This window comes from Terriglobales bacterium (genome assembly GCA_035454605.1).
In the GTDB taxonomy this organism is placed as follows: Bacteria; Acidobacteriota; Terriglobia; order Terriglobales; family Acidobacteriaceae; genus DATMAB01.
Genome location: DATIGQ010000221.1, coordinates 1 through 12,854, shown reverse-complemented (window position 1 = coordinate 12,854; position 12,854 = coordinate 1). Strand labels below are relative to the sequence as shown.

Sequence of the window (12,854 nt, the reverse complement as noted above, 5' to 3'; positions counted from 1 at the left end):
TTGAAGTAGCCACAGGGGCAGGGGTTCATGGCGGCGGCCAGCATGAAACGCGCCGGGAAAGTGAGCGACATGGCCGCGCGGGCAATGCAGACGGTACCGTCCTCCAGCGGCTGGCGCATCACCTCGAGCACGTTGCGAGGAAACTCAGGCAGCTCGTCCAGGAACAGTACACCGTGGTGGGCCAGCGAAACTTCGCCGGGCCGGGGCACGACCCCGCCGCCGATCAGGCCCGCGTCTGAGATGGTGTGGTGCGGTGCGCGGAAGGGGCGCGCCGCCACCAGCCCCGCACCCGGCTCCAGCACGCCCGCGACGCTGTGGATCTTCGTGGTCTCGAGCGCCTCTTCGAAGGTGAGCGGCGGAAGGATAGTAGGCACGCGCTTGGCCAGCATGGTCTTGCCGGAGCCGGGCGGGCCTATCATGAGGATGTTGTGCCCGCCGGCACAAGCCACTTCCAGGGCGCGCTTGGCGGTCTGCTGGCCGCGCACGTCGCGGAAGTCCACCACGTGGCGACCGGCCTGGTTGAGCAGGGTCTCGGGATCGACGCGCAAGGGCGTGCCATTGCCGGAATTCAGCAGCCCGACGACGTCCATGAGCGAGCGCACGGGATAGACCTGTACACCGGAAACCACGGCCGCTTCACGGGCGTTGACCTCCGGGACGATGAGGTTGGCGATGCCCTTGGCGCGCGCCGCCACCGCGATGGGCAAGGCGCCACGGACGCCGCGCACGCCGCCATCGAGTGAAAGTTCTCCCACCAGCACCCATTCCGGAAGCTCCTTGCGGATGAGGGCGCCGTAGCATCCCAGGATGCCCAGCGCCATGGGCAGGTCGAAGCCGGAGCCTTCCTTGCGGATGTCCGCCGGAGCCAGGTTGACGGTGATGTGCGTCGGCGGGATGTCGTACCCGCAGTTCTTCAAGGCCGCACGGATGCGCTCGCGGCTTTCGCGCACGGCGGCGTCCGGCAGGCCGACGGTCATGAAGTGATCCTCGCCCAGCTTGATGCCGGAAACGTCCACTTCCACCTCGATAATGGAGGCATCGATGCCGTAGACGGCTGCGCTCAGCGTCTTGAAGAGCATGTGTCCGGCGCGGAATGCGCCGCAAGGGGCCCGTACAGCAGAATGCGGAGTATAGCCCGAGGCGCGAGCGGAGCAAAGCCCGATCGCTTCCATCGCGGCAGCGACGCTGCGCCGCGAAAATCACGCGGCCAGCCCGGAGGCTGGCCGCATGGTCCAAAGACGCTAACGAGCTACGGCGTGGTCACCTCTGCCGTGTTTGAGTAGCCGGAATCGCCGGCCGCGTTGCTGGCCTTGATGCGATAGCGGTACGTCTTGCGCCGGGAGACGCTGTTGTCGGTGTAGGCAGTGGCGCCGGCCACGGGGGTGGCGATGACGGCGAAGTTGCAGACCCCTCGTTTGTTGGTCTGGCAACGCTCGAGGACGAAGTTGCTTTCGTCGCTGGAGTTATCCGTCCAGGTCAGATCGACAAAGCGGCTGTTGCCGGCGCTGCCGGCCACCGCGGAGAGGTTGCTCGGCGCGGCGGGCGGCGCAGGCGGTGGCGGAGGCGGAGCCTGCGTGGTTGCGTCCGCGGTGCTCGAGTAGCCGGAATTGCCGGCGCCATTGAAAGCACGCACTCGATACGCGAACGTAGTGGAATCGCTGAGCCCGGTGTCGTTGTAGGCGTTGGAGTTGGCCGGGAGCTCAACGATCTGGCTGAAGTTGCCCGGATTACCATCGCAGAAGGCGGCGGTGCCGGTGCAGCGCTCAAGGCGGAAGCCGTCTTCATTGTCGGAATTGTCGGTCCAGGTCAGGTTGATCTGGCTGCTGGATACCGCCCCGGCAGAGAGCACCGATGGATCGTTAGGCGGAGAGGACGGCGGTGTGGAGCAGCCCGGGAAGCTGAAGGTGGCGATACGCGTGCTCCAGTTGAACGTGCCGTCGGCCTTCAGGTATTCGGTGGTGTACCAGAAGGTGCAGTCGTCCGCCGCATCCACCGTCATGCTGCTGTAGTCGCCCCAACGGTTCAGGTTGGTAAGTTGCGACCCGGTGCCGTCGATGATGGCGGTCTCACCCTGCATCGTGCCCGGCGGATCTGCCGGGACGCGTCCCGTGTAGCGGATGCTCGGCCGGGTCCCGTTGCCCGAGACGCTGTAGCCCACGGCGATGTTTCCCGCCTGGTCCATGGCGATGCTGCCCATCCAGCGGTAGTCGGTGTCCGGAGCGAACGTTCCCTGCTGGAACAAAACCGGACTTCCGAACGGATTGCGGATCTCGTACCAGCGCACGCCGATGCTGTTACCCGCCACGATGGAATGATTCACCACCAGCGACTCGTGGCCGCCGAGATTGCGATATCCCAGGCGGTACATGGGCCGGTCGCCCAGGGCATCGAGTCTCTGGCTGGTGTTGGGCTGCGGAACGCACGACTGCGCGCAGGCCCGCGTGAATGCAGCCACGGGAATGTTGATGGGGCCGGTCAACGTGGTGTTGTCCGGGATGACGAAATCCGGTTGCATCCGCCACAGGTTCACCGAGTTGGTGCCCAGATTGAAGAACAGGCCCGGGGAGCCGGGCGCCGGCAGGTTGTTCCCGTCGAGGTCGCCGGGCAACAAGCTGGCGTAGGAGGAGCTGAGGTTGTAGCAGATCATCCACGCCGGCTGCCCAATGAGCATGTCGGAGCGCTCGAGCGCGCAGGCGCTGGCCCCCGAGAACAGGATCCCGAACAGGAATCGATTGAAGGTCAAATAGTAGGCGTTGGGCCAAACGCTCAGCTTGGGATAGTCGTTCAGGTCGTCCATCGCCCAGGCATAGCGCCAATAGGGGCCGGTGGCGTCGGAAGTCATGGAAACGGCAACGCACTGGTAGAAAGGCGGACCGTTGAATGCGTTCGCCAGTTGGGTCATGACCCAGCGGTCAGCGATCTGGTCGTACTGCACGATGGGGTCGCCGTCGTTCGTGTCCTGGCAAGGCCCGCCGACGCCGGCCCACAAGGTGTTGCCCGCCGCAGGACCGTACAACAGTGCTCCTGTCGCCTTGTCGAAGACCGCGAACGAAGTGTTCACCCACTGCACGTACTGTGTGGCGCCTACGTCGCCGTTGGTGTCTGGCGGCGCGGAGCTGGGTGAGTAGTTCCCCAGCCCGACTCCGATGCCGTCAAAGCCGAGTCCGCTGGACGTGGCCACGGCGGGGCCCGCCGTATCCTGCAGCGCAGGATCGGGAGCCGGTGCGCTCGGGGCAGCCGGCTGCGGAAATCGGATGGGCATCTCGCGCGGTACCCGCTTGTCGGACAGCGGCGGAATGTTCCGCAAAGGCGGTGAGACGTTGGGCGTTGCCAGGTACACCTTGACGCGGCCAGGAGGTGCCGGCTGCCCGAAGACCGAAACGCAGGAAATCACTACAAATGCCATGAGGAATGCAACCGTAGCGCGGCGGTTCATGCATGACCTCCAAGAAATTGCGCCGTGGGGAGGAAATGCTGGCGGAGGGTTATTACCGGCAGTCTGCGCCCATCCAAACCACTCTGTCAAATGTACCGAGGGCCAGACCAGGGCATTGTCCGGAAGGACAATGGCCGGTAGTACAGGGGGTTCGGCCTCAATGAATCAGGGCGGCGCGGGTATTGGACAAAGTGTTGGTGAGCGATTCGCGCGGAACACTGGTGACAAAGGGCTTGACCAGCCAACTGACTAGGGCGGGGATATCGCGCGTGAGCGACACGGCCTCACATTGCACGTAGACCCCTCCATCACGCTCCTCGAACCGCCAGTAGGAGTTCAGGCGCCACAGGAAGCCCCCGCCGTCATCGACCGGCTTTTCGTGCTCGTCGGGCTCGCCGAAGTTCGCTATCTCGGCAATGCGCGTGGTGTAGGAGCGACTGTGCACACGAGTCGGACTCAACGGGAAATAATGCACGTCGTGCTCCGTGTTCATCACCACCGTCATGACTTTCTTCTTGTAGAAGCGCAGGTAGATCTTGAAGTCATTGCCATTGCGCGCGCGGAGCTTGGAGGCGATGACGTCCGGCTTGTAGTAGCGATAGTGCTGGTCGTAGTCCTGGACCAGCGCCATGGTCTGCTCCAGGCTGACCCCTGGAATGAAGACGACGCCCAGCCAGTGGTGGATGAGTCCGCTGGGAACTTCGATCTCCTTGCCACCATCCAGCGTCTTCATCCGCTCAATGACCACCTGGCCCTGCCGGAGTTGCTGGTACACCGCGCTGCGGCGATCCGTGGGCAGGGTATCCATCCAAAGGAAGGTCTTGTCAGACCCGACCTCGCTGGCAATCCTGGCTTCGGCGAGCCGGATGTAACGGTCGAAGGCGCGAACGGTCTCCGGCTTGAGTTCGACGGCAACGGCGCTGGCGGACAACAGCACTGCAACTAGGAACCCGGCAATCAGACGGCGTGTCTGGGTCCGCAGCCCCGCCATCATGCACTCACGCCTGGCGTGCCTTCGAAGGTAGAGGAGAAACAAGAAGTCAGTATATACATCGCATCCAAAGGCCGCCGTGCTCTTCTCAGGCGCGATACTGTGGCGGGCGCGCGCCGACCAGGCGCAGGTAGACGATGATCTGGCCCCGGTGGTGGGTGGCATGGTCGAGCAGGTAGCGCAGGACGCGACGTTTGGTCATGGGACGCCCGCCGAAAGTCGGCAAGGAATTTTCCAGGACATCGCCGTCCAGACGCAATGCCGCGCGTTCTACGTATCCAAAGTTCTCGTGCAGCTTGGCGATGACGACTGCCTTGGAGGGCACCGATTCCTGGCCCGCCTCGCTGAAGATCTGTGTGGGGTTCGCCTTTTCCTCGATGAACATCTCGTAAATGGCCTGCACGGATTCGGCGATGTGCACCAGTTGCTGCCCGAAGGTACGCATGTCGGACGCGGGACGATGGCTGTAGCGCGGCTCCGGCATGGCTTGCGCGCACTCTACCGTGTAGGCGTGGGACTGGCGTATCTCGTCCAGGAAGTCGGTGACCACGCTGGCGCCGATTGGCGCCGATTGTTGCGTGTCGCGCAGAATGCGCGTCGCTTGTGGCCAGACTTCGGGTACGCAAACAGCGAAAGCAGCGATTGCGGAGGCTTGCATCACCTTTCGGCGCGAAACGGAAACCATCATGCACCTCGTGAGACTGGGGAGGACCTCTCCCCTGTGTACGCCACGGAACCGGGCAAGGTTCCGTGCGATGTCACGGCCCGGATCACGGAGTTCGGCGGCTTCCCAAGCGAAGCATGGCTTGTCGCAATCTGGCATGGCCCGGGAGCAGGCGCATGTACCGCCGCTCGTCGCCAGCCATCTTGGCGCGAATGATCTTGACCAGGTCCCGCTTCTCCTCGCGCGACCACCGTCCGAGGTCCGGAACCAAGGCCAGAACCAGCGCGAAATCCTCGAACGCGCGGCGCTCCATCACCTGCCAGCCGTCGAGCCGAACGCCGAGTCTGCGAGCCATGCGCATGCTCAGACGGCGGCGCATGGTGGCACTGTCTCCGCCGAAATCGCGGGCCATGCGCCGGTTCACCGCGAATCCGATCTGGCGCATCTGGAAGGTGTGCCACGCGCCAGCCTCCGCTTCCGGAAGTTCATAGAAGACGTGCCCCTTGGCCAGCCTTCGAAGCGTGCGCGCGGGCGTACGGTAAGCTGGAGCAGCCGCGATCTTCCTCGCTTCGCGCTCCGCCAGGCCCCGCAGATCCTGCCGCCCTGGCCGGAAGCCCAGCTTCCAGTAGAACCAGAACGCGCCCGAATCGATGGCTTCCTCGTTGCCGTCACCCAGTTGATAGGGATACACGGAGAAGCACCGCAACCCCAAGAGCTGGCGCAGCAGGCGCAGCGTACGCGCGTAGAGCCACGCCGACTCGCCGTCACGGTAGGCGTAGAAGGTGTTGAACCCGATCTCCGCCCACTCGAACAAGCCGATGGCTTCGATGTAGTTGACCGGAACGCCGTTCTTCAACGTGAAGCCGGCCAGGTACGCGCGCAGCGGTAGCCGCCGCTCCGGTTTCAGGCCCCAAAGAAAGATCTGCACGCCCCGACCGACGTCGGCCTGGAAGACCTGTGCAGGATCGCCCAGCGTGGTGCCATAAAGCTGCCGGTAGCGCACCGCCATGATCTCGCGGATCAGGTGCTGCACTTCTTCGCCCCGGCGCCGCGAGAGCCTGCGGACCGGAATCGGCGGAGAAGCCAGTTCGCGGGCGAGAGAAACGTCGCGACGGCGGATCAGCGGTTCCCGGTGATAGAAGACGCGGCCAGGACGCCGCCAGTTGCGCGTGCGCGAGGCCCGCGCGTTGCCCACTTCCCAGCGAACCGGCAACTCGAGCGCGTCGTAAAGTTCGGACTTCTCTTCCCCGCCTAGCGGCAGCCGGTCAAAGCGCTCCAGCAGCCACGCCAGTTCCGGCTGGCGGCCACGCGCGGAACCGAGCCAGGTCCGGTAAGGCACGTCCGCCTCAACGAACGAGTCCTCTTCCAGCAGCGGAAAAAACCGCGACCAGCCAGCCGCCAGGCGCTGCTCCTGCTGGTGCTCATCCCACCGAATCGTCACGCGGCCGGGAAACCGGCGTGCCAGCCAGCGGGCCACGTCGAAGTTGAGCGTGTCCTCCAGCCAGCCTCCGGCGACGCCGGAGAATTGCTCGTCCTGAAACAGCGAAAGGTCGACGTCCGCCGCTCGAAGTGTTTGCACCCGCTGCCAGAAGCTGTTCAGCAGGCTTTCGGTACGGCGCAACACGGTGGGACTGTGGGGATAGGCGCGCAGGAAGAGGAGCGCATCGTGGAAGCGGACCAGCGACTCGGGATCCGGGAACCGCCTGCGACCGAGCGCCGCGAGTAGCCGTTCTACTCTTCCGGCCTGGCCGGCGCCGAATTGGGATTTGGCGTCTTCCAACCGGTGCAGCAGCCGGAGCAGCGTGTCGCCGGGCATCGGGTGGGTTGGTTCTCTAGCGCTCCACAGCCAATGCTACCGAGTTCCCGCCCCCCAGGCAGAGCGCGGCCACACCTTTGCGCGAGTTGCGGCGGACCATCTCATGGAGCAGCGTCACCAGGATGCGGGCGCCGCTGGCGCCGATGGGATGTCCGATCGCCACCGCCCCGCCGTTGACGTTGACTTTCTCCGGATTCAGCCCCAGCTCACGGATCACCGCCAGCGCCTGGACGGAGAAGGCTTCGTTGAGTTCGTAGAGATCGGGATCATCCGGTTTCCACCCCGTCTTCTTCCAGAGCCGGCGCACGCCTTCGACGGGAGCCATCATCACCCATGCGGGATCGACGCCGCTGGTCGCCTGGGCGACGATGCGCGCTATCGGCTCCGCTCCCAATTCCTTGGCGCGACGCGCGCTGGTCACCACCAGCGCCGCCGCACCGTCATTCACGCCGGGCGCATTGCCGGCGGTCACAGTGCCGTCCTTCTTGAAAGCGGGCTTCAGTTTGGCCAGGGCTTCGAGCGACGTGTCCTCGCGCGGGCTCTCATCCTTTTCGAAACGCACGGTCGCGCCCTTCTTGGCGGGAATCTCTACCGGCACCACCTGTGACTGGAAGCGGCACTCCTTGATGGCCGCCACCGCCTTGCGATGGGAGGCCACGGCGAACTCGTCCTGCTCCTGGCGCGTGATCTTGTACTTCTCCGCGACGTTCTCCGCGGTCTGCCCCATGTGGTAGTTGTTGTAAACGTCCCAGAGGCCGTCGTGCACCATGGAATCGACGATCTGCGCGTTGCCCAGGCGATAGCCCTTGCGCGCCAGCGGCAGCAGGTAGGGCGCGTTGGTCATGGATTCCAGCCCGCCGGCCACCACGATCTCGCTGTTGCCCGTCTGGATGGCCTGCGCGGCCAGCGCCACCGCTTTCAGTCCTGAGCCGCAGACCTTGTTGATGGTCATGGCCGCCACTTCGCTGGCCAGCCCGCCGCCCAGCGCCGCTTGACGCGCCGGGTTCTGTCCCAGTCCGGCGGAAAGCACGTTACCCATGATGCACTCGTCGACCTGCTGCGGATCGAGCTTCGCGCGTGAAACCGCTTCGCGCACCACGATGGCGCCCAGTTGCGTCGCGCTCAGATCCGCCAGCGAACCCTGGAACTTTCCTACCGCGGTGCGGCAGGCAGAGATGATGACGATATCGTCCGAGGTTGCCATACAAGATTCTCCGTGGGCCGTCGCCCGATCTTCAATTATAGACGCGTGCGCGAACACGACGATGCAAAACCCGGCAGGCTTCGGGCAGACTTGGAAAGCCGATGACTCGAGGCCCCGCCGGAAAATCGAAGAGGGGCGACTCCGGCGGCGTCGGCGCCGCTTCGTACCTCCGATTTTTTTCTTGACATCAATTCGCATTGACCCTATACATTCAAACAGTGCAACGGAAGAGCGTTGCGAATCTCGCAAGAGAGAAAAGGGAGAATAGAGTCCAAATGGCAACCAAGAAGAAAGCCAAGAAGAAGAAACACTAACGAGTTTCTTCGGAACGAAATGGGGACGCCTCGCGGCGTCCCCTAAGTTTTTTGGGGATCCCCGTTACGGTTTCTTGCCTTGCTCTTCATCCGCAGTCGCTTCCAGCTCCAGCAGCATCTGCCCGGCGCCGTTGCCCGCCAGGGACTCTACCCGTGTCTCCAGGCGCTCCAACTGGCGCGAGCCCTCGTCGAAGCGATCGGCTGCGTTCTTCAGATGTTTGCCCAACGTGCCGTAGCCATCGCTGAATTTCCCCAGCTCCACCTGTAGCGTATCGATCTGCCGCAGGATGGACTCCGCGCGGCGGCTGATCTGCAACCCTTTCAGCCCGATGACGATGGTCTGCAGGTAGGCATAGAGCGAGTTGGGCGAGACGGGAAACACCCGGCGTTCGACGCAGTACTCGTGCAAGTCGTTGCCTTCTTCGTCGCGGATGATGGCCTCGTAGTAGACGTTCTCGGCCGGGATGAAGGCGAGCGCGAAGGGCAGCGTGCCGTCCGCCGGACGGACGTATTTGCCCGCGATCTCATCGATGCGCCGGCGTACGTCGCGCAGAAACTCCTTGCGCGCCGCCTTCTTGTCGGCATCGTTCGCGCCTTCCGCCATGCGGCGGAAGTTCTCCAGCGGAAACTTGGAATCGATGGCCACCATCCCTTGGGGAAACTTGAGCACGGCATCGGCGATGTCGCCGGAGGGGAAACCGTACTGCATCTGGAACTGGTCGCGCGCGAAGACCTGCGCCAGCAGCGCCTCCAGTTGGACTTCCCCGAAGCCGCCGCGCAAGCGGGGCGCGGAGAGCGCCCGCTGCAGGTCGGTGAGCGACCGGGACATCTCGGAAAGACTCCGCGCCTGCTCGCTCATCTCTCCGATCTGCCTCTGCAGTCCGGCAAAGGCGGACTGCACGTTGGCCATGCGGTCATTCACGGCCTTGGAAGTGGCGGACATCGCGCCCACGTTCTCATTCAAGCGCTGGGCCACGTTCTGGTTGAGGGCGTCCAGACGGTTGCCCACCTCTCCCGCCACTGTGGAGAGCACCGTGTTCACGCCCGCGCCCACCGAGGAAAGCTGTGTGCCGAAGTTCTGCAGGCTGCGATCGGTGGTTTGGCGCAACACGTTGAGCTCCTGGCGCAACTGCGCCATCTCCGGATCGGCTACGCCGGGAGCGCGGCGAAACAATAGCACCAGCAGCACGACCACCCCGACAGCCAGGATGACGACAGCGGCCTCAAGCATCACTGCACCCCCGCCGGCGCGGCTGCTTCGGCCCGGAACAGGCGCTCTTCCGTCGCCGGGCACAGCGAACGATACGGACACCACCTGCAGTGGAATCCCGGCTTGGGGCGAAAGTTCCCCGTTTCAATGCCCTCCGCCGCCTTTTGGATTTCTTCCATAGCCTCGTCCAATGCCTCAGAATCCCGCATGGTCACGACACCGGCGTTCGTCTGCAAGTTGTAGAAGACGATCTCTTCCGGCTCGAGGTCCCAGGCGCGCTCGGCGGCCAGCGCGTAGATGGAAAGCTGCAAGCTGTCGTCCGCGTCTTCCTGGGACCGGGGAGAACCGGTCTTGTAGTCCACGATACGCGCTCGGCGTCCGGCAATGCGATCCAGCCGGTCCACGCGGCCGCTGACGGCGATGCCGTTCAGCTCGATGCGGAACGTTCGCTCCGTATCGAGCACATCCGGAGCAGGCTGGGCGGCGGCTTGCTCGAAGAAGCGCGTCAGCTGCTCGACGCCTTGCTTCTCATACAGCTCGCGCTGCAGCGGATCTTCGAACTTGGCTTTGCCCAGTTCTTCGCGGAAGCGCTCCAGCACCCACGCGCGCTCCGGTTGCTTCCCGCTGCGCACGGCGTCGTAATAGTTCTTGAGCACGGTATGCATGACCGCCCCGTATTCCATGGCGGGCGCGGGATCGCCGGGGAGGTTCCAATCACGCTCGATCTTGAATCGCAGCGGGCAGCGCTTGTAGGTCTCGATCCCGGAAGCGCTGAGCGCGGCCTGCTCCAACCGCACTCTGGGCGGCAGTTCGATCCAGGGCTCGATGGCGGAACCTGCCGCCGCCTGGCCGAACAGATCCACCTGCATCTCGCGCGCGTGGCGCAAGTGAATCCGGTGGCGGATGGATCGGTCGTCGTGGAGGCGCCGCAGATATTGCGCCGGCACCTTCTTGCCGCCGCCCACCTGCGGGCCGAACAGCACCAGGGAGTTCTTCGCCCGCGTGGCGGCTACATAGAAGATGCGCAGCTCTTCTTCATGGTGGAGTTCCTTGCCCTCCAGCGGCACCGGAGCGTGGGCGCGAGACAGCTCGCGCGGAAACTCGAACAGCGGAGCACGGTAGCTGACCGGAAACGAGTTCGATACCACCCGCACCACATAGACATGCTCGAACTCCAGGCCCTTGGCCAGATGCACCGTCATCAGGCGTACCGCATCGCCTTCGTCACCCAGGGTGGTGCAGACTTTGCCGCCGGCCTCGACGAAGTAGTCCAGGTATTCCAGGAACTCCCCCGGTGTTCGCGTGACTGTGATGGGCTTCTCGATCCATTGCGCCACGAAGTCCCGGAAAGCGCGCACCGGTTCCGAGTCCGCTTCCAGATGAAATCGCCGCAGCACAAACTCGAGCAGCTCCGGCAGGGCCGCGCCGCCTGCAACTTTCCGCCGCACATCCTCGAGGGCTACCAGCACTTCCCCGCCCCCGGGCTGCCGCCTCAGGATTGCCTGCAGGTCAGGCTTTCGGCCGGCGGTTGCCAGTTCTTTGCGCAAGCGAGGACCGTCGATGCCGAACTGGGGAAACGCCGCCACGCGCAACAGGCTGACTGCATCCTGTGGGAGATCTGCGACCCGCAGGACCGCGAGCAGGTCGCGGATCTCGGTGGTGTTCAGCACATCCACGCCCTCCACCGCCACCGGCACCTGCTGGGCCCTGAATTCGGATACCAACGCGTCGCGATGCGACGCCACGCGGTAGAGCACCGCAAAGTCGCACCACCGGCCCTTCAGCTTGCTCCTTCGCTCGGCAATCGTACGGACCACCTCATGGGCCTCGTGAAGTGCGTTGGGCGCCAGGACGAGCTCGACCGGCGACTCCCCCCACGGCCTGCCCTCCATGCGCGTACGGTCTTCTCGCGCCGATTGCAGGGGTTCTCGGACGAACTCCAGGGTTGCTCCGGCAGCGCGCAGCGGCGGCGGGTTCCGCTGGATGGCCGAGAAGGCGCAGTCCAGGATGGACTGCGTGGAGCGCTGGTTCTCTCCCAGCGGCAGGACCCGCGCGCCCGGGAAGCGGCGCAGGAACTCTTCGAAGGCGGCGCTCGAGGCTCCCCGGAAGCGATAGATGGCCTGGTCCGGATCGCCTACGGCGCAGACATTCTTCTCCTCCCCGCCCAGTAGCTGGGCCAGTTCGATCTGCGCCACGTTCGCGTCTTGGAACTCGTCGATCAGGAGAAAACGCGCCCCTTTTCGCTCTTCGGCCAGCAGAGCCGGATCCTTCTCCAGAAGCTCCACAGCCCCGGAAACCATGTGGCCGAACAGGCCGAAGTTCTCCTCCCTGAGCATCTGCTCGATCTTGCTGTAGACGCGGGCGATTTCCTCCGAGCGAGCCAGGATCTCCTCATCGCTAATTCGCTCGGTGTCGCGCGGCATGGTGATCCGCGGCAAGGGCAGTTCGCCCGCCCGCAACCGCGCCACGTAACGCTCGTAAGCAGCCGCATCGACCCGGTCGTCCAGGCAACGCTCAAAGAAAGTAATCAGGTGGTCGAGGAACTCGCCCGGACGCGCCGCGCGCAGGAAGCGGTCGAGTGGCAGTTCGCGCAAGCGCCTGCGCAGGAACACCCACAGGTCCTCTTTGAACAGCAGATGGAAGCCCCGCTCGGTGCGCTGCAATATGCCGTTGCCCAGCGCGTGGAAGGTGCAGGCTCGAAGACCGCGGGCCTTCGCAGCCCCCAGGCGTTTCTCCACCCGCACTCGCAGCTCGCTGGCGGCATTCACCGTGTAAGTGACGGCCAGGATCTCTTCCGCGCGGACGTGTCCTTCTGCGATGAGGCGCACGACGCGCTCCACCAGCACCGTGGTTTTGCCCGTGCCTGCGCCGGCCAGGATCAGCAGGGGACCGTGCACGTGCTCGACCGCTTCGCGTTGGTTCCGATTCAGGGAGACTTCCACAATCGTTTGCGGGACCGCCTGACCGCATTATGCGGGAGTGGGGTGCGGGCAGCAACTCCCGGAAATGGTGCAGTGGCAAGGCCGACGTCAGGCATTTTCTGCCCGCGCCAGCACGAGCGCCGCGATGGCCGCGGTTTCGGCGCGCAGGATGCCGGCACCCAGCGAGGCCCGGGTCCAGCCGGCATCATCGAACTGGCGAAGCTCTGCTTCGGTCCAGCCGCCCTCGGGACCGACGGCCAGCGTGATGACGCCCGTCCCGGCAAGCGCGTCCCGCAAT

General features: G+C 64.6%; 9 protein-coding genes. All 9 read right to left on the bottom strand.

The window, feature by feature from the left end; translation table 11 throughout:
- Positions 1-1,079 (bottom strand): YifB family Mg chelatase-like AAA ATPase (locus VLE48_15375; GenBank protein HSA94393.1); only part of this gene is annotated, 1,079 nt, incomplete at its 3' end.
- A 170-nt stretch (positions 1,080-1,249) separates the two neighbouring features.
- The gene (locus tag VLE48_15370) at positions 1,250-3,436 is read right to left on the bottom strand and encodes a fibronectin type III domain-containing protein (GenBank protein ID HSA94392.1); all 2,187 of its coding nucleotides are present in this window, start codon (positions 3,434-3,436) and stop codon (positions 1,250-1,252) included.
- A 157-nt stretch (positions 3,437-3,593) separates the two neighbouring features.
- Complete coding sequence (locus VLE48_15365) at positions 3,594-4,430, bottom strand: hypothetical protein (protein ID HSA94391.1); 837 nt, start codon at positions 4,428-4,430, stop codon at positions 3,594-3,596.
- An 85-nt stretch (positions 4,431-4,515) separates the two neighbouring features.
- Positions 4,516-5,085, bottom strand: coding sequence for a DinB family protein (locus VLE48_15360; protein ID HSA94390.1), 570 nt, complete (start codon positions 5,083-5,085; stop codon positions 4,516-4,518).
- Between the two features lie 112 nt (positions 5,086-5,197).
- Positions 5,198-6,907 (bottom strand): hypothetical protein, encoded by a 1,710-nt coding sequence (locus VLE48_15355; GenBank protein ID HSA94389.1) that lies wholly within the window; start codon positions 6,905-6,907, stop codon positions 5,198-5,200.
- Positions 6,908-6,923: 16 nt separating this feature from the next.
- Positions 6,924-8,111 (bottom strand): acetyl-CoA C-acetyltransferase, encoded by a 1,188-nt coding sequence (locus VLE48_15350; protein HSA94388.1) that lies wholly within the window; start codon positions 8,109-8,111, stop codon positions 6,924-6,926.
- Between the two features lie 378 nt (positions 8,112-8,489).
- Positions 8,490-9,656: a DNA recombination protein RmuC gene (locus VLE48_15345; GenBank protein HSA94387.1), complete on the bottom strand. Its 1,167-nt coding sequence runs from the start codon at positions 9,654-9,656 to the stop codon at positions 8,490-8,492.
- Positions 9,656-12,577, bottom strand: a complete 2,922-nt coding sequence (locus VLE48_15340) for an ATP-dependent DNA helicase (GenBank protein HSA94386.1) — start codon at positions 12,575-12,577, stop codon at positions 9,656-9,658. The genes VLE48_15345 and VLE48_15340 overlap by 1 nt, the downstream gene beginning before the upstream one ends.
- 87 nt (positions 12,578-12,664) lie before the next feature.
- Positions 12,665-12,854 (bottom strand): RsmE family RNA methyltransferase (locus tag VLE48_15335; GenBank protein ID HSA94385.1); only part of this gene is annotated, 190 nt, incomplete at its 5' end.